Origin of the sequence: Streptococcus parapneumoniae (assembly GCF_037076355.1) — a bacterium.
GTDB lineage: Bacteria > Bacillota > Bacilli > Lactobacillales > Streptococcaceae > Streptococcus > Streptococcus parapneumoniae.
Genome location: NZ_AP026968.1, coordinates 332,103 through 353,155 on the forward strand (window position 1 = coordinate 332,103; position 21,053 = coordinate 353,155).

A 21,053-nucleotide genomic window follows, 5' to 3' on the forward strand; every position below is an offset into this window, starting at 1 on the left:
GTTTGGTCTTGAAAATAGTTTAATATACTTTTGACTTCTTTTATATGATATAATAAAGTATAGTATTTATGAAAAGGACATATAGAGACTGTAAAAATATACTTTTGAAAAGCTTTTTAGTCTGGGGTGTTATTGTAGATAGGATACAGACCCTGTCAGTCCTATTTACAGTATCAAAATAGTGCGTTTTGAAGTTCTATCTACAAGCCTAATCGTGACTAGGATTGTCTTCTTTGTAAGGTAGAAATAAAGGAGTTTCTAGCTCTGGATTGTAAAAAATAAGTTGTTTTAATTGATAAGGAGTAGAATATGGAAATTGATGTGAGTAAATTAAGAACAGATTTGCCTCAAGTCGGCGTGCAACCATATAGGCAAGTCCATGCCCATTCCACAGGCAACCCCAACTCAACGGTTCAAAATGAGGCTGACTACCATTACAGAAAAGATCCTGAATTGGGCTTCTTTTCTCACGTAGTCGGTAATGGTCGTGTTATGCAGGTAGGACCTGTTGATAATGGTGCCTGGGACGTTGGGGGCGGTTGGAATGCAGAAGGTTATGCACAAGTTGAACTGATTGAAAGCCATGAATCAAAAGAAGAGTTTCTGATTGACTATCGTCTCTATATCGAACTCTTACGTAATCTAGCAGACGAGGCTGGGATACCGAAAACACTTGATACTGCTGATTTAGCAGGTATCAAGACACACGAATATTGCACCAATAACCAACCTGACAACAACTCAGATCACATTGACCCCTATCCTTATCTTGCCAAATGGGGTATTAGCCGTGAGCAATTCAAGCAGGATATTGAAAACGGCTTGACGATTGAAGCAGGATGGCAACAGAACGATACTGGTACCTGGTATGTACACTCAGACGGCTCTTATCCAAAAGATAAGTTTGAGAAAGTCAATGGTACCTGGTATTACTTTGACGGTTCAGGCTATATGCTTGCAGACCGCTGGAAGAAGCACATAGACGGCAACTGGTACTGGTTTGACCAGTCAGGCGAAATGGCTACAGGCTGGAAGAAAATCGCTGAGAAGTGGTACTATTTCGATGGAGAAGGTGCTATGAAAACAGGCTGGGTCAAATATAGGGAGACTTGGTACTATCTTGATAGTCAAAATGGGGACATGGTTTCTAATGCCTTTGTCAAATCAAATGATGGCTGGTATTACCTTAAAGAAGATGGCACGATAGCAGAAAAACCAGAATTTACAGTCGAGCCTGAAGGCTTGATAACAGTAAAATAATAATGGAGTGTCTTTCAAATCAGAACAGCGCATATTATTAGGTCTTGAAAAAGCTTAATAGTATGCGTTTTCTTGTGGAGATATTTCCTTCAATTTTTGCTACTATATTAAATAAAAATCAAAAAGCAAACTAGAAAGCTATGCTCAAATAAAATCTAAATTTGACAATGTAAACCGAGTCGGATAGCTTTAAGTACTGTTTTGAGGTTGAAGATATGATTTTTGATAGGAACTCATCAAATAGGTTTACTATCATCAATTTTGGATTTTTAAGCAGTATCAATAAATTGCTTCCTTGTTTTGTCATATTTTTTTTATTTAAAAAATTGACTTTATGACAAGAGTGTGCTATTCTTTTTATGAGAGGTGTATGAATATGATAAATGTATGTGATGTTGGAAAAAGAATAAAAGAACTTAGAATATCTTCAAATCTTACTCAAGATAAGATTGCTGAATATTTGTCTTTGAATCAAAGCATGATTGCCAAAATGGAAAAAGGTGAAAGGAATATCACGTCGGATGTTATTGAGAAACTATCTGCCCTGTTTTGCTGTACGGTTGAATATCTTTTGTTTGGCGAACAAGCTGAACAACAGTGTGTCATATCGTTTAGAAAAAATAAAATAGTAGACCAAGATCTTAAAGTTTTAGCGAAAATCAATAAAATTGTATTGAATCAATTTGAGATAGATCAGCTATTGGAGAGAAAATAAATGATTGATAAAATGGATTTAAGTAATAAAGCTTCAAATCTTAGAAAAAAGTTGGGAGCTGATGGTGAAGCGCCGATAGATATTTTTAAATTGGTACAAAAGATAGAAAATTTGACGCTGGTATTTTATGGACTCGGAAAGAATATTAGCGGAGTCTGTTATAAAGGAACTCAGTCAAGTCTCATTGTAATCAATTCAGACATGTCATTAGGAAGGCAAAGATTTTCTTTAGCACATGAACTGTATCATCTTTATTATGATGAGGTGAAGAAGAGTTCAGTCAGTCTTATCTTGATTGGTGAAGGAGATGAAACTGAAAGAAAAGCGGATCAGTTTGCTTCTTATTTTTTAATTTCCCCATCTTCACTGTATAGGATGGTTGAGGAAATCAGAGAAAATGCCAATAGAACTCATCTTGAAGTAGAAGATATTATAAAATTGGGTCAGTTTTATGGTATCAGTCATAAAGCTATGTTATATAGATTGAGGAATGATGGATACCTTGCTGCAGAAGAAATTAAAAATATGGATATTAGTGTTATAGAGACAGCTTCAAGATTAGGCTATGATACAAGTTTATATCGTCCTTTGTCAGAAAGTAAAAAGGAAATGGTATTAGGACACTATATTAAATCGACTGAACAACTTTTAGAAAATAACAGAATTTCGCAAGGGAAGTATGAGGAACTGCTACTAGATGCTTTCAGATATGATATTGTATATGGGCTAGATGAAGAGGGGGAGTTGTCGTTTGACTAGTCGTGTATTTATTGATACAGATTGTATTTCAGCATTTTTATGGGTTGGCACTGAATATCTTTTAGAAAAGCTCTATTCGGGTAAAATTGTTATTCCACAAGAGGTGTATGATGAAATCAATATACCTACAATCCCCCATTTAAAATCTAGGATAGACCAGTTGGTAGCTAAGGGTTCGGCTGAGATTGTGAGCATAGACATTGGAAGTGAAGAATACGAATTATATAGAAATTTAACAAGAAATCATGATAGTAACAAGGTTATTGGTAAGGGAGAAGCGGCTTCTATTTCCTTAGCGAAAAAGCATAATGGGATATTAGGAAGTAATAATCTAAGAGATGTTCAACCATATGTAGAAGAATTTTCTTTAGAACATATGACAACAGGAGATATACTGGTTGAAGCGTTTAAAGCGCAATTTATTACTGAACAAGAGGGCAATCATATCTGGAATAATATGCTTAAAAAGAGAAGGAAAATTGGGGCGGATTCTTTTTCAGACTATCTTCGTGGAAGTGTTCATCAAAATAGACAAAAATAAATTTGGATAAATCGAACTCACTATTCAGGAGGCATATGAGCACTTCGAAGAAGAAAAGTGTCAAATTGAGCCTATAGGAGTATAAATGTAATCGTAAGTCCTGCATAGTGGATGAGAAAAAGCTGTCCTTAAAGTTTCCCTGAACTATCAGTCGCATATTAAATGGATATGTAGGGTGATGTGAGAGGGGATAGCGAGTAGTTTTTGGTTATTTTGTCAAAAAACTTGTATTTTATCATACTAAATGATAAAATACAAGAAAAATAGTAGAATAAAGGAAAGCTTTTCTAAAATGTGTATCTCCCCACAGGATTCGTTCTTGTGGGATTTTTTTCGTTAAAGAAAGCGATAAATATTGACTTTTTTAAAGAAAGATGTCATAATTAAGTTGGAAAAAACGTAAAAGTATTACTTTTCTCGTTATCCCGACTCCCAAAACGTCGTTAAACCGCTCGGCAATCCATGGAGACATGGACACATAGTAGTAAGCACGCTATGTGGCTTGGCAGAGCTAAAAACTGTTCCCTTGCGATAAGCCTAATAAGCACAACATAGGGAGTTAGAGAAGCCGACTCTAATCATCCACTTTGGGCAGTAGTGAGAACTGCCCCGTGCTTTTTTTATTTTGAGAAAATATGGAGTTTGTCGTTGAAATTACTTGATTGTATTTTAGATTATCAAGAGAAATTCGATGGAAAAACATGTCAAGTATCAACGAATTATAAGCATTTAGAGACTTTCGAAGTAGATTTTTGCTTGACTGATTTACATCACTTATTTGGCTTGCACAAAATCACACGAGATTATGCTAGTCAAACAATACCTGCTATTCAAGCTGGTGTTTTTATTTTGGAAGAATATAAAAATAATCCCATGTACAACGATGTTATAGAAAGGATATCTTTGTATAGTTTTATCGGTGATATCTTCTATTCTAAGATAACAAGTTGTTGTATCCTAGCCAAAGATTTATCTAAAAACACTATGAAGTTGGACGTCATATTTTTTGAGGATAGAAATAAAAGATCCGCAGTTTTAGGTTTACGAAGAGACAAAAGTGGAGTATTTAAACCAGTTACTCTACATTTTACAAGCGCTAAGAAATATGCTAAAGTTCGTAAAACAGATGTGAAAGAAATTAAATGGTTATAAAAAAACTTTTCGCAGGCTTCGGCTTGCGTTTTTTTGTTTGATAAAATTAAAAAAATGTGCAAAAATAAGTAGAATTGAAAACAGGAAAAAACACCTCCTTTCGATTCGCCAAGCCTCTTCGCAAGGCAATGAGGGGGCGGAGAGACGCGCTCGTCAACAGAAGTATCTCATTGGAAATGTTGCTCACTTTTTTAGTGAGCTTTTTATTTAAGGAATAGGAATGAAAAATAAGAAGTTAAAATTATACTCAATGAAAATCTCTTCAAACCACGTCAGCGTCGCCTTGCAGTCTGTATCTTACTGACCAAGCTATGATGGACTTAGAATAGGTGATTTGGAGCGTCCTAGCGGCTAGGAAATGCTGATCATAGTCCTTTGCTGAGGATAGGGTGTAACACTCAACTGTTGACCTAATTGATAGGAAGGAAATTACTATAAAATACTCAGGATTCTATCATATATTTCGAAATATATGTGTAATCAAAATGTAACAATATTGTAATATTGGTGTAGAAGATGTCGAACATATATAAATGTAGTATAACTCTTGTATATTTGTTAAAAATAGGCTGTATCAAAAGGCTTTATATGTCCGTGCATATATATATATATATATATATATCGCTTTTTTCTTGCATTTCCCGACTCTATACTATCAGCGATGGGGTTGATTTGTATGTCAGAAGTGTTAGTATAGAGTTGATATATTATCGTCTGTCGGCTTTTTGCGCGCTTTCTAAGCTCGGGGAAGCTCTCAGGCGAGGAAAGGATTCACTTATGTTCAAGAAAAAGAATGATGGTAATGGAGAGAAAATTTTCCGTTATTCCATTCGTAAATACCATTTTGGGGCTGCTAGCGTTGCGGTTGCGGCTCTGATGTTCTTTGCAAATGGGGTGCAAGCGCAGGCACCTGCAGTATCTTCGGCAACAGCCAGTGATGTAGTTGCTGGATCTGCTGGAAATTCAGATGGGGAAGAGCCAGAGAAGGTCTCTCAGACTGAACCGTCGGCTGAGCTCCAGTCTACAGGGGAGTCAAACTCTCCAGAGACTAAAGCCGAGGATGCTAGTAAGGGGCAGGAAACAGCTGACCTTGCTCCTACCAAACCAGAGACGAAACCAGCAGCTCAAGAAACTTCTCAAGGAGGAGCAGTAAAAGAGCAAGACCAGCCCACATCTGCCACTAAAACGACAGAAGCTAAATCACTCCAAGGCAATCTGCAAGCTTTGTTGGAAAAACTAACTCTTAGCTCCATGAAAGCGCTCCACGATGAAGTGGAATCGCGTCTAGCAGCAGCTAAGGCTGTCTTAGAAAATCCAAAAGCGACGCAAGCGCAAGTTGATGAGCAAGTAAGAGCTATGGAAGAACTGACGAGCCGTGTCAATCAAGCCTTGGAGCCATCGCTACCAAAATTGATAGACTTGGGTGAAGCAAGTTCGACAAATAATAAGCTTAGCGCTCCAGATGGGGCTGTGACTGAGCAAGCAACTGGTGGAAAGCGTCGTAAAAGAGGGGGAACAATCGAGCCTGGAGCAGTTGCGAACCAAGTTAGTCCAACTGATGGAGGAAAGGAAGCAGCACCTGAAGCCAACTCTCAATCTACTCCACGAGAACTCCCAACCTACACTAATACGACAGAAGGTGAAAACGGCGTCTATGGACTAAAAGATGAATTAGAGTCTATTGTCAAACGACTTAAAGAAAATCAAGCGTCGGAAGATAAAATCCAAGCAGCAAAAGCAGCAGCTGATAAGTTCAATGAAGCCTTTTCTAAGGGTAATACCATCAGCCAAGAAGATTTTGCCGCTGCCCTAGTCGACCTGAAAAAATCCCGAGACCTTATCGAAGGAGTGCTGGAAGAAAAATATGGTGAGGAAACTACAGCTGGAGGAGTAACCCCTCAACCGCGTGATGGTGGCTACTCTGATTTTCGTAGTTCGAGAGTTACAAGAGCTGCCGAAAACTACTCTGAGGACTTTAAACGCGCTAGAGAAAGTTACTTTGAAAGGTCAGGTAACAAGGGAAACTCTCCTTATGATAAGTACACCTATGTATTCTTCTCAGACAGACGTCCGAGAAATGAAGCTACGGCAAATGTATCAGATGCTGAAAAATATATTAAAGCTACAGTAACTCGAACGGCTACTGGCTTCCATTGGCTATTTGAGGTTAATGGAGGTCATAGGATGATGCCTGGGAATACTCAGGTCTGGTTTACTATACCTTCGGGTCAAACCTTCAAAACCAATTCAGATGGCTTGACCATAACAGAAAAAAGTGGAGGAAGTACATCTACGTCTCCAAATAGTAGTAGTATTTTACATCTACTACAGCAACCCAGAACACAATTTGGTAAGGTTACTAAAGGAACCCCTCAGTCTAGTGGTGTTAATAATAGGTTTGGATTTGATCCAATGCCATCTGGAAGTCTAAACGATTTGGCAAGGAGAGGTCCTAGAGGGACTGACCCTTATGAAAGAAGGGCTGAAAGTCAGGAAAATCAAAAAAATTCAGATGAGAAGTTCAACCAAATTAACTCGAGTTCGGGAGAGTTGTATTACTTTGAATTGGCGAATAATGATAAAAAATATACGTTTTCATTTGACACTATTGGGAATTCAGACCGCTCAAAACCAAGAAGGTGTTAACCAAGCCAAGACAAACGGTTTGACAGCTATCAGTAAGGTGTCACCAATCGGACGCGACAAAGCCAACGATGAGCTAGACAAAGCGAAGACAAGGCAAGACCAAACGATTGATGGCAACGATAACTTGTCAGCAGATGAGAAGAGAACAGCGAAAGAACAAGTAGCAGAAGCAGTCCGCAATGCGAAACAAGCTGTTCAGACCGCTCAAAACCAAGAAGGTGTTAACCAAGCCAAGACAAACGGTTTGACAGCTATCAGTAAGGTGTCACCAATCGGACGCGACAAAGCCAACGATGAGCTAGACAAAGCGAAGACAAGGCAAGACCAAACGATTGATGGCAACGATAACTTGTCAGCAGATGAGAAGAGAACAGCGAAAGAACAAGTAGCAGAAGCAGTCCGCAATGCGAAACAAGCTGTTCAGACCGCTCAAAACCAAGAAGGTGTTAACCAAGCCAAGACAAACGGTTTGACAGCTATCAGTAAGGTGTCACCAATCGGACGCGACAAAGCCAACGATGAGCTAGACAAAGCGAAGACAAGGCAAGACCAAACGATTGATGGCAACGATAACTTGTCAGCAGATGAGAAGAGAACAGCGAAAGAACAAGTAGCAGAAGCAGTCCGCAATGCGAAACAAGCTGTTCAGACCGCTCAAAACCAAGAAGGTGTTAACCAAGCCAAGACAAACGGTTTGACAGCTATCAGTAAGGTGTCACCAATCGGACGCGACAAAGCCAACGATGAGCTAGACAAAGCGAAGACAAGGCAAGACCAAACGATTGATGGCAACGATAACTTGTCAGCAGATGAGAAGAGAACAGCGAAAGAACAAGTAGCAGAAGCAGTCCGCAATGCGAAACAAGCTGTTCAGACCGCTCAAAACCAAGAAGGTGTTAACCAAGCCAAGACAAACGGTTTAAATGCCCTAGATAAAATCCTTGAAAATCTTTCTGATCGTATTAACCAAAGAAACTCATCCACACCAGGTAATGGTGGCAACCAAGCAGGTTCAGATAGTAGGGGGGATACGGGTAACCAAGGAGATAGACCAGCTCCATCTGATGATGGCAATCAAGGCGATGCAAATAACCAAGCTCAGCCTACTACTCCAAGCGCTCCAGCTCATTCAGGAGATTCGATGAATCAAGCTACTGGTCCATCTGCTCAACAGAGGGGAGCAGGAAATGCGACAGCACCAGAGTCTCCACAAGGGCTATCTGAAAGTTCTGTGACACCACCAGCTCGTAGCCGTAGAAGTGTAGCCTTCGCTGGAGGCACTCAATCGAGTCAAGAGAAACAGGTTAATAAATCAGTCTTAAGAGATTTGATTCAAGACTTGGAAACTCGTTTGAAAGACTTGGATGGTATTGATCAATCTGTCATCGACGCTGCGAAAGTCATTCTCGGAGAGGGTCAAGAAGCCCTTAGAAATGCTGACTTGACAGAGGCAGGCTTGAAAGAGATGACTGCCAAGGTCAAAGAAGCTCTCGAATCCTTGAAAGGCAAGCAAACGACTAAGGATGAAGAAACGAAAGAAACAAGCAAAGAGCAAGGTCATCTTCCATACGGTACCATGATTGGCAGCCTGCTCGCCCTTCTTGGTCTCCTTCTCTTCCTCATCGCTCGTCGCAAGAAAGAGTCAGAACTCAAGAAATTGACCAAGGAATTGACTAAGGTTCTGCAAGAAAGCGACCTTACAAATGTAGATGCGAAAGTCCTCGACCAAGCACGAGAAGCTCTCGCTCAAGCAGTTGCTTTCCTAGCTAATGAGAAAGAGTCTGACCACACAGAAGAGGAGTTGATTGAGAAACTCAAAGCTGTTCTTGCTCAGTTAAGATAAGTAAAGTTTAGACGAGTTGGAAACTAGCTAGAATAGTGATTGATAGAATGTTGGAAAAACTCAATTTGAGGTGAACATTCAGAAAATCTTTCTCTGATAAAACGCATAATATCAAGCTTTTTAAGGCAAGGTATTATGCGCTTTTATCATTTTGAAACTTTTTGTTCTATCTTATTTGTGATATTTTTCCCTTATTTCATAAACATTTCATATTTAGATTTTATAATAAGATATAGCTTTCCAGTTTTTACTATACTTTGATATTCAAATATGTTATACTATGATTATCAAAGTAAATGAAAGGGGTTACGAACATGACGTCAGAAGAAATGTACTTGACAGAGCGATTAGACGTACAGATAGCTCATTTTTTAAAGAAAAGCGTTCAACATCGTAGACGCTATAAGGTATTAAAAACAACAGAAATCGTGGCAGGTTTCCTCATAGCTGTTTTTTGTGCTATTCCTATGCCAGGTGATCGCTACCGTTTGATTTCGGTTGCCTTGTCCAGTTTAGGCTTGCTGTGTGAGGGGATTCTCAATTTGTATAATGCCAAGGAACACTGGATTTCTTACCAAAAGACTGCGCAACTCCTGGAGAGAGAAAAATTCCTCTATCAATGTCAAACAGAGAAATATGCAGGAAAAACCAAGGCTTTTGCCCTATTTGTCAAGACATGCGAAGGTCTTATCTCAGAGGAAATTAACCAGTGGGAAAGTATCCAGTCAAAAGAAGTAGCAGCTAGTGCAGATGCTCCAGAGAAAAAAGAATAGGAGGTGGAGGAAATGTATCAATCCAGCTACCTATTGCCCTTGCTCTGGTTGAAAAAAGAAGCCGACAAGGAAAAGATGAGCGCAACTCAGTGCCAGATATTTTTCTTTTATTATCAACTGTTTGAACTCTTATTTGCTAGAGAAAGCGACTTGAGAGACTTATGTCTGGGAAGGCAAGGTTTTTATTTCTCGCAGTTAGAGAAAGATTTGCTTTCTGGAGTTTCCCACTTTCTAAAAAACTTGGAGGGAAAAGGGACTCTCAAGGCTAATCAAGAAGTATCAGCTCGCAAAGCCCTTTTTCTAGCCTTGACAACTAGCCAGTCAGATTGGCAGGCTTTGGCTCCTGTTTTTGATTTTTATCAGACTATCGGGAGACTTGAAAATCCCTTGCTCTTGAGTTCTCAGGACAGACAATATCTGATGTGGATTTACCAGTCAGCTTTGGAGAAGGATTATAGTGTCAAGGTAATTGGCGACAAGCATTTTGTATTGAAGAGACAAGATGCTACTAAATTGACAGGGCGCCAAACTCAAACTTTGGAAATTCTGAGTCAATCAGAAGACTTGGTCAATCCTGTCTATGTTACATTAGGAGAAAAGGGGGTGCTCTTGCTTGATTAAGAGAGGAGATGTTGTAGCTCTTTATTTGCCTTTTCCGACTATTAGTAGCGATTTGGCTGTGAAGAATCATATGTATATTTGTATTGACAACAGCATGACTAAAAACAAAGAGTTAGTTAAAAATCAGACCTTCAAACCAGCTCTCTTGACCAGACGTTTGGTCAAGAACTTTATGATAGAAGAGCCGGATTTAGCTCGTAATCCTTTTACAAGACCAACCTTGATTGACTTAGATAAGGTATTTATGTTGGATAATACGGTCATTCCAACTTCTTATCTAGCCAGACGGCGACGCAATGTCTCAGAAGAATTATACGAGGAAGTTTTGGATCACTTAGTCCAACCACGGCTGATTTCGCTGAACAAGTCTGAGTTTATGCAACTCAATCCAGGAACTTATTAGGAGGTAGAAGATGACAAATAAAGCAGTGAATGACTTTATACTAGCTATGGATTATGATAAAAAGAAACTCTTGACCCATCAGGGAGAGAGTATTGAAAATCGTTTCATCAAAGAGGGGAATCAGCTACCCGATGAGTTTGTTGTTATCGAAAGAAAGAAGCGGAGCTTGTCGACAAACACAAGTGATATTTCCGTGACGGCTACCAACGATAGTCGCCTCTATCCTGGAGCGCTTCTCGTAGTGGATGAGACCTTGTTAGAGAACAATCCCACTCTTCTTGCGGTCGATCGTGCTCCGATGACTTATAGTATTGATTTGCCTGGTTTGGCAAGTAGTGATAGCTTTCTCCAAGTAGAAGATCCCAGCAATTCAAGTGTTCGCGGAGCGGTAAACGATTTGTTGGCTAAGTGGCATCAAGATTATGGTCAGGTCAATAATGTCCCAGCTAGAATGCAGTATGAAAAAATCACGGCTCACAGCATGGAACAACTCAAGGTCAAGTTTGGTTCTGACTTTGAAAAGACAGGGAATTCTCTTGATATTGATTTTAATTCTGTCCATTCGGGCGAAAAGCAGATTCAGATTGTTAATTTTAAGCAGATTTATTATACAGTTAGCGTAGATGCTGTTAAAAATCCAGGAGATGTGTTTCAAGATACTGTAACGGTAGAGGATTTGAGGCAGAGAGGAATTTCTGCCGATCGTCCTTTGGTCTATATTTCGAGTGTTGCTTACGGGCGTCAGGTTTATCTCAAGTTGGAAACTACGAGTAAGAGTGATGAAGTAGAGGCTGCTTTTGAAGCTTTGATAAAAGGAGTCAAGGTGGCTCCTCAGACAGAGTGGAAGCAGATTTTGGACAATACAGAAGTGAAGGCAGTTATTTTAGGGGGCGACCCGAGTTCGGGTGCCCGAGTTGTAACAGGCAAGGTGGATATGGTAGAGGACTTGATTCAAGAAGGCAGTCGCTTTACAGCAGATCATCCAGGCTTGCCGATTTCCTATACAACTTCTTTTTTACGGGACAATGTAGTTGCGACCTTTCAAAACAGTACAGACTATGTTGAGACTAAGGTGACAGCTTACAGAAACGGAGATTTACTGCTGGATCATAGTGGTGCCTATGTTGCCCAATATTACATTACTTGGGATGAATTATCCTATGATAATCAAGGTAAGGAAGTCTTGACTCCTAAGGCTTGGGACAGAAATGGGCAGGATTTGACGGCTCACTTTACCACTAGTATTCCTTTAAAAGGGAATGTTCGCAATCTCTCTGTCAAAATTAGAGAGTGTACCGGACTTGCCTGGGAATGGTGGCGTACGGTTTATGAAAAAACCGATTTGCCACTAGTGCGTAAGCGGACGATTTCTATTTGGGGAACGACTCTTTATCCTCAGGTAGAGGATAAGGTAGAAAATGATTAGGAGAGAAGAATGTTTGCGACAAAAAGAGGCGATGATCTCTCTGCGAATATCTGAAAGTTTATCTCTTGCCTAGCGATTTCCATTGGAGTATGCTCGTGATGTTAAAATAAGTCTATCAAACAGGATGTGTAAAAAAGTAAAAAGGGTAGTGAAACTCCTTGCTATACAGGGGATTAGCTACCTTTTGCTTGTTTTAGAAGTGCCAGTGTACTAGTCTAATTTCAGTATCATGTGAAATCAAAAAGAACATAAATTTCTGTTTCGGGAACATATAAATTATGGTTTTGTTTAGAAACTCTTCTATTGATTTCTTAGAATACAATAGTGCCTATAAGAACTGTTGAATTTCAAAGTATTTACTTGAACTATAATATGTCTGGAGTAGACTGTCAACAAAAGGTGCAGTATAATGGTTTTTATCGGTTATATCTACAACCTCAAAACAGTAGCTTGAGCGGACTTTGTCAAACTTGGCTGAAACTTTCTATTTGCAGATAATGGTCTAGTTTGTTTTTTGAATGTTGATAAGGATGGAAAGGCAAGGCAAGGAAATCTTGGTGACAAAAGTGTCATCATAGCTCAATTTGCTGAATAAAATCTCTTTCCTCTAGTGAAAATCGAAAAAACTTGTGTTATAATAAGAAAGATTAAAATGTGAAAAAAGGAGATTCCTAATGGGACGTAAATGGGCCAATATCGTAGCCAAGAAAACGGCTAAAGATGGAGCTAACTCTAAAGTATATGCAAAATTTGGTGTAGAAATCTATGTAGCAGCTAAGAAAGGTGATCCAGACCCAGAATCAAACACTGCTTTGAAATTCGTTATCGACCGTGCCAAACAAGCCCAAGTGCCAAAACACGTTATCGATAAAGCGATTGATAAAGCAAAAGGAAACACAGACGAAACCTTTACAGAAGGACGTTACGAAGGTTTTGGACCAAACGGTTCAATGCTAATTGTTGATACCTTGACTTCAAATGTCAACCGTACAGCGGCCAATGTCCGTGCAGCCTTTGGTAAAAACGGCGGAAACATGGGTGCTTCAGGTTCGGTTTCATACCTCTTTGACAACAAGGGAGTTATCGTATTTGCAGGTGAAGATGCGGATGCGGTCTTTGAGCAATTGCTAGAAGCAGATGTGGATGTGGATGATGTAGAAGCAGAAGAAGGTGCAATCACAGTTTACACAGCGCCAACTGACCTTCACAAGGCTATCGTTGCCCTTCGTGAGTCAGGTATCCAAGAATTCCAAGTGACTGAATTGGAAATGATTCCTCAGTCAGAAGTGGAATTGTCAGGCGATGACCTTGAAACCTTTGAAAAACTTTACAGCGTTCTTGAAGACGACGAAGACGTACAAAAAATCTACACAAACGTAGACGGGTTCTAAATTAACCTAGCAAACATGATCCTAAGTGAAAAAATCACTTGGGATTTTTTAAATCAAAAAAATAGTTCTCTAGGAAACTTTTTCTTGACATCTTTTTTCAAAGTGGTAAAATAGTTCTCACGGAAACTTATTTAGTTCCTAGGAGAACTAAATGTGATGGTTAGAAAGGAGTTAGTATGGATAAGCCGATGTTAGTCTTTAAGCGTTTTGGTCATCAGATTCATCTCATGGTGCAAAAGGAAGCCAAACGTTGTGGTATTGAATTTATGGGTGGACCTCAAGGTCAGGTTGTGCGTTTTTTGGATAATCGTGAGAAAAACCAAGACTTGGTTTTGATTAAAAATATCGAGCAGGAACTCAATATTACCAAGTCTGTTGCTAGTAATTTGGTCAAGCGTATGGTGCAAAATGGTTTGGTGGAATTGGAGGCGAGTCCTAGCGATAAGCGGGCAAAATTTGTTCGTTTGACGGACAAAGCACGTTCTCAGATGCAACAGGTTAAGGCTTTTTTTGAACGAATAGACAAGCAGTTGATGGAAGACATTGATGAAGATGAATTACTGATTTTTGAGAAAGTTCTCGGTCAACTACAGGCAAATATCGAGGGAATAGGAGGAGAGAATGAAGAAATTAGCCAAACGAATTAGTAGGAAAGAATGGGGGATGATTTTATTAGCCATTCTCTTTACCTGCTTTTCGGTCTATCTAGAGTTGGAAGTGCCGACCTATATCTCGAAAATTACGGATTTGCTGGGAAGTCAAGGAACTAATTTAGATGAGTTGTGGCAGCCGGCAAGCATGATGGTGGGAATGTCCTTTCTTGCCTTCTTGTCCGTAGTTGCAGTTGGATTTTTTGCATCCCGAGTGGCGGCTTCTTATACTAGTAGGCTGAGAAGTGATATTTTTAACCGAGTTTTAGACTACTCGCAGACAGAGATTAAGAAATTCTCTATTCCCAGTCTTTTAACTCGTACCACCAATGATATTACTCAAGTTCAAATGTTGATTACCATGGGCTTGCAAGTGGTAACGCGTGGTCCAATTATGGCTATCTGGGCTATTGGGAAGATTTTAGGTCATTCAGAATACTGGCTCTGGGCGGTACTTGTGGCAGTGATTGTCAACGTCCTGATGACGACTGTTTTGATGACGCTAGCCTTTCCAAAACAGTCCTTGATTCAGGGGCTGACAGATAAACTGAACAGTATCACTCGTGAAAGTTTAACAGGTATTCGTGTCGTTCGTGCCTACAATGCTGAAGAATACCAAAATGAAAAATTTGCAGCAGCAAATGATGAATTGACACGCTTGAATTTGTTTGTCAACCGTCTTATGGCTATTTTGAACCCTATCATGATGGGGATTTCAAGTGGTTTGAGTGTGGCGATTTACTGGATTGGGGCCTATGTGATTAACGACGCTGCTCCGATAGCGCGTCTGCCTCTCTTTAGTGACATGATTGTTTTCATGTCTTATGCCATGCAGGTTGTCATGGGCTTCCTTCTCATGGGAGCACTCTTCATCGTTCTTCCCCGAACTATGGTCTCTGCTAAGCGGATCAATCAGGTTTTAGATTTGCATTCTTCTATCCAAAATCCTGCTCAAGTGCAGCTGGCTGATGAAAACCTCAAAGGTCAGGTTGAATTTAAGGATGTGACCTTCCGCTATGCGGCAAATTCGGAGGCGGTTATTGAGAATGTTAGCTTTAGAGCAGACGCTGGTCAAACAGTTGCCTTTATTGGGTCAACAGGTTCTGGTAAATCAACTCTGGTCAATCTGATTCCACGTTTCTACGATGTGTCAGCAGGAGAAATTCTGGTGGACGGTGTCAATGTTCAAGGCTATGCCTTAGAGGATTTGCGCAACAAGGTTGGTTATATTCCTCAGAAAGCGGTTCTCTTTTCAGGTGATGTCAAGGACAATTTAGATTTTGGACAGAGTCAAGAAACACCGCTTAGTGAGCAAGCTATGTGGCAAGCCTTGGAATTGGCCCAGTCTAAGAACTTTATCGAAGACAAGGAAGCGGGCTTAGTGTCAGAAGTGGCCCAAGGAGGAACCAACTTCTCAGGTGGTCAAAGACAACGTCTGGCCATTGCGCGTGCCTTGGCTCGGAAGCCAGAAATCCTCATCTTTGATGACTCCTTCTCAGCCTTGGACTACAAGACAGACCGTGTCCTACGCCAAGAGCTAGCAGAGAAAACCAAGTCTATGACCAAGCTTATCGTCGCACAGCGTATTTCAACGATTATGGATGCTGATTTGATTTTGGTCTTGGATCAAGGAAAAGTCGTGGGACAAGGCACCCACAAGGAACTTCTAGCTAATAACGAAGTTTACCAAGAAATTGCCTATTCACAACTATCGAAGGAGGAATTGGAACATGGAAAATAAGAAAATGACTCTTTGGAAACAGAGTAAACCCTATCTTGCAGGTCTCCAGTTTGCCCTTCTAATTGCCTTTCTAGCAACAATCGTATCCAATATCATTACTGTATATGGTCCAACCCGTATCAAGGAAATGACCAATATCATTGCCAGTGGTCTGGGAACCAGTGTAGATGTCGCGGCGGTTGCAGCTATTGGTGGTTTTTTGGCCGTGATTTATGTGATTGGACTTCTATCAAATTATTTACAGGCCTTTCTGTTTACAACAGCTATTCAACGTTTTTCAGAGCGTTTAAGAACAGCCATTGCAGAGAAAATCAATCGCCTACCATTGGGATATTTTGATGGCCATTCTCAAGGAGATACCTTGTCTCGTGTAACCAATGACGTTGACACTGCAGCCCAGTCCCTTAATCAAAGTCTGGGAACAGTTCTTTCATCTAGTTTATTGGTCTTAGCAGTCTTGGTAACCATGTTTGGGATGAACTGGATTTTAGCCTTGGTGACGGTTGTGTCAACTCTTATCGGTTTTGTTTTCGTGTCCGTCTTTATGGGCAAATCACAGGGCTTCTTTAAGAGTCAGCAGCAAGATTTGGCAGCTGTCAATGGCTATGTGGAGGAAATGTACTCTGGCCATAATGTGGTGACCAGTTACAATGCTATCGAGAGCACGAAAGAAGAGTTTGCGAAATTAAACAATCGTCTGTATGATAGTATCTGGAAATCTCAATTTATTTCAGGGATTATGATGCCGATTATGATGTTTATTGGGAACTTTAGTTATGCCTTAGTGATTATTGTTGGTGCAGCCTTGGCTCTGAATGGGCACATCAGTATCGGGATTATCGTTGCCTTTATGGCCTACGTTCGTATCTTTTCTCAGCCCCTTTCTCAAATTGCTCAAGGGATTACTAGTTTGCAGCAGGCTAGCGCAGCCATGGGGCGTGTCTTCGAATTTCTAGCTGAAGAGGAAATGGAAGATGAATCCCATAAAGAAAGACAATTGAGCGATATGAAAGGTCAAGTGGTCTTTGATCGAGTTTCCTTTGGCTACACACCAGAGCGAACCATTATCCATGACTTTTCTGCGATAGCTCATGCAGGTCAAAAGGTTGCCATTGTTGGACCGACCGGGGCTGGTAAGACAACTATTGTTAATCTTTTGATGAAGTTCTATGAGATTGATAAGGGAAGTATCCGCATCGATGGCGTGGATACCAAGGAGATGAAGCGTTCGGAAGTACATGATGCCTTTTCAATGGTCCTGCAGGATACTTGGCTCTTTGAAGGTACTATCCGAGATAATCTCATCTATAACCAAGAGGGGATTAGTGATGAGCGCGTGATTGAAGCCAGCAAGGCTGTAGGGATTCACCACTTTATCATGACCCTACCAGATGGTTACGATACCGTCTTGGACGACACGGTGACCTTGTCTGTCGGGCAAAAACAACTCTTGACTATCGCTCGTGCTTTGTTGAAAGATGCACCGCTCTTGATTTTAGATGAGGCGACCTCTTCTGTTGATACACGGACGGAGGAATTGATTCAGAAAGCCATGGACCGTTTGATGGAGGGAAGAACTTCCTTTGTCATCGCCCACCGCTTGTCAACTATCCGAAATGCTGATCTTATTCTCGTCATGAAAGATGGCAATATCATCGAGCAAGGAAATCATGATGAGCTGATGGCGCAAGCTGGTTTCTACGCTGACCTCTATAACAGTCAGTTTACAGAAGACGAAGCAGAAGAATAAATCCAAAGAAGGCTTGACGGCCTTCTTTTTCTGCACTATACTAGAAGATAAGTGTTTCCCTGCAAGCAAAATTTGAGTAAGTAATGAGAAAATATATGAAAAATTATCAAGAATGGTGTGACCATATTGCTGCTAATATTGAAAATAAGCCTATCTTTCTGAGATTGCTGAGAGCTTTCAATCGCTTCATGACAGTAGTTATGCCTATAGTTTATTTAATCTTGTTAACTACTACCTATCTCCAAGAAGGACTTGGGAAACAGGTCGGAATCTATTTGTTTATTCCTGCATCAGGTTTTGTGATTTTGTCCTTTCTTCGTAAGAAAATCAATGCCCCTAGGCCTTATGAGGAATGGGATATTAAACCCTTGCTTGACAGAGATAGTCCTGGTCAGTCTCTGCCCAGTCGTCATGTCTTTTCAGCAACCGTTATCTCTATGGCTTGCTTGCATGCTAGTTTATCTGTAGGGATTATCTTGTTGGTCTTGTCAGCCCTCCTCGGCCTTGTGCGAGTCTCAGGTGGCGTGCATTATCCCAAGGATGTAGTAGTTGGTTATATTTGTGGTCTTGTGTGGGGTGTGATTTTCTTTCTATTTTGACCTGTAAGTTAAGGGGGTCCTACAACCACTTACTGGTCTAAAGTAACCACTTGCTTCTTTGCTCTTGTTTTCTTATTTTAGCTTTGATATAGTAGAGTCAGAAAGGAGATGGAATGAAGTTACGAATCGAAATTGACAGCAATTTAGAGGAAACTGAAATTGTCATCAAGTGATGTATCTATGTCCTACAGCGTGGATGATGTAGTGTCAAATGTTTTAAAAAAATGAATGATATTGGACAGTTTTTTTGGCCTCTAATTGCTCAGGAGCTATGAAAGCAAGCGCTTGGGTTTATGACAAGGGAGAATGGTATTATGTAAGTTCTTCTGGTTCCATGCTAGCGAATGATTGGGTCAAAGACAATGGCAAGTGGTATTATCTGGCTTCATCAGGTAAGATGCTTCGTAATACCTACACACCAGATGGTTACTACGTTGGTAACTCAGGCGCCTGGCAATAAGAATAATACTCTTCGAAAATCTCTTCAAACCACGTCAGCGTCATCTACAACCTCAAAGCAGTGCTTTGAGCAACCTGCGGCTAGCTTCCTAGTTTGCTCTAGTATAAGAAGTCCTTTTCCTTAAAGGAAGAGGCTTTTTACTTGCTTTTCTGCTGCTTCCTCATTTGTCCTAAAGCCTTTTTTGTGTTAAAATGAATGGTATGAAAGCTAAAAAAATGTGGATGGCAGGTCTGGCTCTGCTTGGTATTGGGAGCCTTGCCCTTGCTACGAAAAAAGTTGCAGATGACCATAAGCTCATGAAGACTCAGGAAGAGTTGACAGCGATTGTGCGAGACCATTTTTCCGACATGGGGGAAATTGCGACCCTCTATGTTCAAGTTTATGAAAGCAGTCTAGAGAGCTTGGTTGGTGGTGTCGTTTTTGAGGATGGCCGTCATTATACCTTTGTCTATGAAAATGAAGACCTAGTCTATGAGGAGGAAGTCTTATGATACAACCAACAAGTTTAGAAGAATTAGCATCTTTAGTGGAAAAAGATGGCAAGAAGGTCTTTCTTTTTGTAGCAGACTGGTGTGGCGATTGTCGTTATATCTATCCTTCCTTGCCAGAGATTGAGGAGACCAATCCAGAGTTCACCTTTATTCGAGTGGACCGAGACCAGTATATGGATTTGGCCAAACTCTGGGATGTATATGGAATCCCTAGCCTTGTTGTTCTAGAAAAGGACAAGGAAATCGGTCGTTTTGTTAATCGCGACCGTAAAAGTAAGCAACAAATTAACGACTTTTTAGCAGGACTGAAATAGGAGAAAATAGAAACAATGATTTTTACATATAACAAAGAACATGTCGGTGATGTCCTTATGGTCATCGTGAAAAACAGCGGAGATGCCAAACTAGATGTGGAACGCAAAGGCAAGGTGGCTCGTGTTTTCCTTAAAGATAATGAAGAAACAGTGGCCTGGAATATTTTTGAAGTTTCAAGTTTGTTTGAAATTGCAGAGAGCGGTCAAGTCTTTTTGTCTGATGAACAAGTAGCTCGTTTGAACCAAGAATTGCAGGCGGAAGGTTTTAAAGAAGAAATTGTCAATGACAAGGAACCTAAGTTTGTTGTTGGTGAAATTGTCGAGATGGTAGCCCATCCTGATAGTGACCACCTTAACATCTGCCAAGTTGCAGTCGCGAGTGACAAGACAGTGCAAATCGTTGCAGGGGCTCCCAATGCGCGTCTTGGATTGAAAACCATTGTAGCTCTTCCTGGAGCTATGATGCCAAAAGGCAATCTCATTTTCCCAGGCGAGCTTCGTGGTGAAAAGAGTTTTGGCATGATGTGTAGCCCTCGTGAATTGCATTTGCCAAATGCTCCGCAAAAACGTGGTATTATTGAATTATCAGAAGACCAAGTTGTTGGAACTCCATTTGATCCAGCTAAACACTGGACTGCTTAGGAACTTGTCAGTATCTGATAGACCAGCTAGAAGGAAATAAGATGGCAAAAAATGTTGTGATTACAGGAGCGACATCAGGAATTGGTGAAGCGATTGCGCGTGCTTATCTGGAGCAGGGTGAGAATGTCGTTCTAACAGGACGACGGATAGATAGACTAGAAGCTCTTAAGTCGGAGTTTGCAGAAGTCTTTCCAAATCAAACCGTCTGGACCTTTCCACTAGATGTCACGGATATGACTATGGTGAAGACTGTTTGCTCCAGTATTCTAGAAACGATAGGGAAGATTGATATTCTGGTCAACAATGCCGGTCTGGCTCTAGGTTTAGCACCCTATCAGGATTATGAAGAGCTGGATATGTTAACTATGTTGGATACCAATGTCAAAGGTTTGATGGCAGTCACTCGCTGTTTCTTGCCAGTAATGGTAAAAGCCAATCAAGGACATATCATCAATATGGGCTCAACCGCAGGAATTTATGCCTATGCAGGTGCAGCAGTTTATTCGGCCACCAAGGCAGCAGTTAAGACCTTTTCGGATGGACTGCGAATTGATACCATCGCAACGGATATCAAGGTTACAACCATTCAGCCTGGAATTGTCGAAACAGATTTTTCTACAGTACGTTTTCATGGTGATAAAGAGCGGGCTGCGACGGTTTATCAAGGAATCGAAGCCTTGCAGGCACCAGACATCGCAGGCACAGTGATCTATGTGACCAGTCAACCTCGCCGTGTGCAGATTACAGATATGACCATTATGGCCAATCAACAGGCGACAGGTTTCATGGTTCATAAAAAATAAAAAATTTTCTCGAAAAGTTACAAATTTCTGTAACTTTTTTTGATTTCCTACGAATAGATAAGTAGGAGGAAGA

19 protein-coding genes and 2 pseudogenes are annotated in these 21,053 nt (G+C 40.5%); all 21 read left to right on the forward strand.

The window, feature by feature from the left end:
• Window positions 1-309 precede the first annotated feature (309 nt).
• The 21 genes and pseudogenes from SP4011_RS01810 (at window position 310) to SP4011_RS01910 (ending at window position 20,980) form a co-directional block, all read left to right on the forward strand.
• Window positions 310-1,260, forward strand: coding sequence for an N-acetylmuramoyl-L-alanine amidase family protein (locus SP4011_RS01810; protein ID WP_338619601.1), 951 nt, complete (start codon window positions 310-312; stop codon window positions 1,258-1,260).
• Between the two features lie 370 nt (window positions 1,261-1,630).
• Window positions 1,631-1,975: a helix-turn-helix domain-containing protein gene (locus SP4011_RS01815; RefSeq protein ID WP_261144334.1), complete on the forward strand. Its 345-nt coding sequence runs from the start codon at window positions 1,631-1,633 to the stop codon at window positions 1,973-1,975.
• 12 nt (window positions 1,976-1,987) lie between these two features.
• Entirely contained in the window at window positions 1,988-2,734 is a 747-nt protein-coding gene (locus tag SP4011_RS01820) for an ImmA/IrrE family metallo-endopeptidase (protein ID WP_338620384.1), read from the forward strand.
• A pseudogene (locus SP4011_RS01825) lies at window positions 2,727-3,149 on the forward strand (hypothetical protein); the annotation flags it as partial. The gene SP4011_RS01820 and the pseudogene SP4011_RS01825, both read left to right, overlap by 8 nt.
• A 774-nt stretch (window positions 3,150-3,923) precedes the next feature.
• Entirely contained in the window at window positions 3,924-4,427 is a 504-nt protein-coding gene (locus SP4011_RS01830) for a PBECR4 domain-containing protein (RefSeq protein WP_175880460.1), read from the forward strand.
• 777 nt (window positions 4,428-5,204) lie between these two features.
• Window positions 5,205-7,073: a YSIRK-type signal peptide-containing protein gene (locus tag SP4011_RS01835; RefSeq protein ID WP_338619603.1), complete on the forward strand. Its 1,869-nt coding sequence runs from the start codon at window positions 5,205-5,207 to the stop codon at window positions 7,071-7,073.
• On the forward strand, window positions 7,003-8,916 hold the full coding sequence (locus SP4011_RS01840; RefSeq protein WP_338619604.1) for a DUF1542 domain-containing protein: 1,914 nt from the start codon (window positions 7,003-7,005) through the stop codon (window positions 8,914-8,916). Before SP4011_RS01835 ends, SP4011_RS01840 begins: the two co-directional genes overlap by 71 nt.
• 314 nt (window positions 8,917-9,230) lie before the next feature.
• Window positions 9,231-9,689 (forward strand): DUF4231 domain-containing protein, encoded by a 459-nt coding sequence (locus SP4011_RS01845; RefSeq protein WP_338619605.1) that lies wholly within the window; start codon window positions 9,231-9,233, stop codon window positions 9,687-9,689.
• A 12-nt stretch (window positions 9,690-9,701) separates the two neighbouring features.
• A complete protein-coding gene (locus SP4011_RS01850; protein ID WP_262081332.1) occupies window positions 9,702-10,310 on the forward strand; it encodes a hypothetical protein in 609 nt (202 codons plus the stop codon).
• Window positions 10,303-10,713 (forward strand): hypothetical protein, encoded by a 411-nt coding sequence (locus SP4011_RS01855; protein ID WP_023936458.1) that lies wholly within the window; start codon window positions 10,303-10,305, stop codon window positions 10,711-10,713. Before SP4011_RS01850 ends, SP4011_RS01855 begins: the two co-directional genes overlap by 8 nt.
• A gap of 10 nt (window positions 10,714-10,723) precedes the next feature.
• Window positions 10,724-12,139, forward strand: a complete 1,416-nt coding sequence (ply, locus tag SP4011_RS01860; RefSeq protein ID WP_173214609.1) for a cholesterol-dependent cytolysin pneumolysin — start codon at window positions 10,724-10,726, stop codon at window positions 12,137-12,139.
• Between the two features lie 674 nt (window positions 12,140-12,813).
• Window positions 12,814-13,530, forward strand: coding sequence for a YebC/PmpR family DNA-binding transcriptional regulator (locus SP4011_RS01865; protein WP_338619608.1), 717 nt, complete (start codon window positions 12,814-12,816; stop codon window positions 13,528-13,530).
• 176 nt (window positions 13,531-13,706) lie between these two features.
• Window positions 13,707-14,177: a MarR family winged helix-turn-helix transcriptional regulator gene (locus SP4011_RS01870; RefSeq protein ID WP_338619609.1), complete on the forward strand. Its 471-nt coding sequence runs from the start codon at window positions 13,707-13,709 to the stop codon at window positions 14,175-14,177.
• Window positions 14,152-15,921: an ABC transporter ATP-binding protein gene (locus SP4011_RS01875; protein WP_338619611.1), complete on the forward strand. Its 1,770-nt coding sequence runs from the start codon at window positions 14,152-14,154 to the stop codon at window positions 15,919-15,921. The genes SP4011_RS01870 and SP4011_RS01875 overlap by 26 nt, the downstream gene beginning before the upstream one ends.
• Window positions 15,911-17,671, forward strand: a complete 1,761-nt coding sequence (locus tag SP4011_RS01880; RefSeq protein WP_338619612.1) for an ABC transporter ATP-binding protein — start codon at window positions 15,911-15,913, stop codon at window positions 17,669-17,671. The genes SP4011_RS01875 and SP4011_RS01880 overlap by 11 nt, the downstream gene beginning before the upstream one ends.
• 95 nt (window positions 17,672-17,766) lie before the next feature.
• On the forward strand, window positions 17,767-18,270 hold the full coding sequence (locus SP4011_RS01885) for a phosphatase PAP2 family protein (protein ID WP_338619613.1): 504 nt from the start codon (window positions 17,767-17,769) through the stop codon (window positions 18,268-18,270).
• A 262-nt stretch (window positions 18,271-18,532) separates the two neighbouring features.
• Window positions 18,533-18,730, forward strand: a pseudogene (locus tag SP4011_RS01890) (N-acetylmuramoyl-L-alanine amidase family protein); the annotation flags it as partial.
• Window positions 18,731-18,921: 191 nt separating this feature from the next.
• Window positions 18,922-19,221: a DUF4651 domain-containing protein gene (locus tag SP4011_RS01895; protein ID WP_261045464.1), complete on the forward strand. Its 300-nt coding sequence runs from the start codon at window positions 18,922-18,924 to the stop codon at window positions 19,219-19,221.
• On the forward strand, window positions 19,218-19,535 hold the full coding sequence (locus tag SP4011_RS01900; RefSeq protein WP_261045465.1) for a thioredoxin family protein: 318 nt from the start codon (window positions 19,218-19,220) through the stop codon (window positions 19,533-19,535). The genes SP4011_RS01895 and SP4011_RS01900 overlap by 4 nt, the downstream gene beginning before the upstream one ends.
• Window positions 19,536-19,550: 15 nt before the next feature.
• Window positions 19,551-20,177, forward strand: a complete 627-nt coding sequence (ytpR, locus tag SP4011_RS01905; protein ID WP_338619617.1) for a YtpR family tRNA-binding protein — start codon at window positions 19,551-19,553, stop codon at window positions 20,175-20,177.
• A gap of 41 nt (window positions 20,178-20,218) precedes the next feature.
• Window positions 20,219-20,980, forward strand: a complete 762-nt coding sequence (locus SP4011_RS01910; protein ID WP_262081327.1) for an SDR family NAD(P)-dependent oxidoreductase — start codon at window positions 20,219-20,221, stop codon at window positions 20,978-20,980.
• Window positions 20,981-21,053: the final 73 nt, after the last annotated feature.

Bases quoted from the DNA above. Each gene is read 5' to 3' on its own strand.
- SP4011_RS01810 (WP_338619601.1), top strand. From the start codon at position 310: ATGGAAATTGATGTGAGTAAATTAAGAACAGATTTGCCTCAAGTCGGC.
- SP4011_RS01815 (WP_261144334.1), top strand. From the start codon at position 1,631: ATGAATATGATAAATGTATGTGATGTTGGAAAAAGAATAAAAGAACTT.
- SP4011_RS01820 (WP_338620384.1), top strand. From the start codon at position 1,988: ATGGATTTAAGTAATAAAGCTTCAAATCTTAGAAAAAAGTTGGGAGCT.
- SP4011_RS01835 (WP_338619603.1), top strand. From the start codon at position 5,205: ATGTTCAAGAAAAAGAATGATGGTAATGGAGAGAAAATTTTCCGTTAT.
- SP4011_RS01840 (WP_338619604.1), top strand. From the start codon at position 7,003: ATGATAAAAAATATACGTTTTCATTTGACACTATTGGGAATTCAGACC.
- SP4011_RS01845 (WP_338619605.1), top strand. From the start codon at position 9,231: ATGACGTCAGAAGAAATGTACTTGACAGAGCGATTAGACGTACAGATA.
- SP4011_RS01850 (WP_262081332.1), top strand. From the start codon at position 9,702: ATGTATCAATCCAGCTACCTATTGCCCTTGCTCTGGTTGAAAAAAGAA.
- ply (WP_173214609.1), top strand. From the start codon at position 10,724: ATGACAAATAAAGCAGTGAATGACTTTATACTAGCTATGGATTATGAT.
- SP4011_RS01865 (WP_338619608.1), top strand. From the start codon at position 12,814: ATGGGACGTAAATGGGCCAATATCGTAGCCAAGAAAACGGCTAAAGAT.
- SP4011_RS01870 (WP_338619609.1), top strand. From the start codon at position 13,707: ATGGATAAGCCGATGTTAGTCTTTAAGCGTTTTGGTCATCAGATTCAT.
- SP4011_RS01875 (WP_338619611.1), top strand. From the start codon at position 14,152: ATGAAGAAATTAGCCAAACGAATTAGTAGGAAAGAATGGGGGATGATT.
- SP4011_RS01880 (WP_338619612.1), top strand. From the start codon at position 15,911: ATGGAAAATAAGAAAATGACTCTTTGGAAACAGAGTAAACCCTATCTT.
- SP4011_RS01885 (WP_338619613.1), top strand. From the start codon at position 17,767: ATGAAAAATTATCAAGAATGGTGTGACCATATTGCTGCTAATATTGAA.
- SP4011_RS01895 (WP_261045464.1), top strand. From the start codon at position 18,922: ATGAATGGTATGAAAGCTAAAAAAATGTGGATGGCAGGTCTGGCTCTG.
- SP4011_RS01900 (WP_261045465.1), top strand. From the start codon at position 19,218: ATGATACAACCAACAAGTTTAGAAGAATTAGCATCTTTAGTGGAAAAA.
- ytpR (WP_338619617.1), top strand. From the start codon at position 19,551: ATGATTTTTACATATAACAAAGAACATGTCGGTGATGTCCTTATGGTC.
- SP4011_RS01910 (WP_262081327.1), top strand. From the start codon at position 20,219: ATGGCAAAAAATGTTGTGATTACAGGAGCGACATCAGGAATTGGTGAA.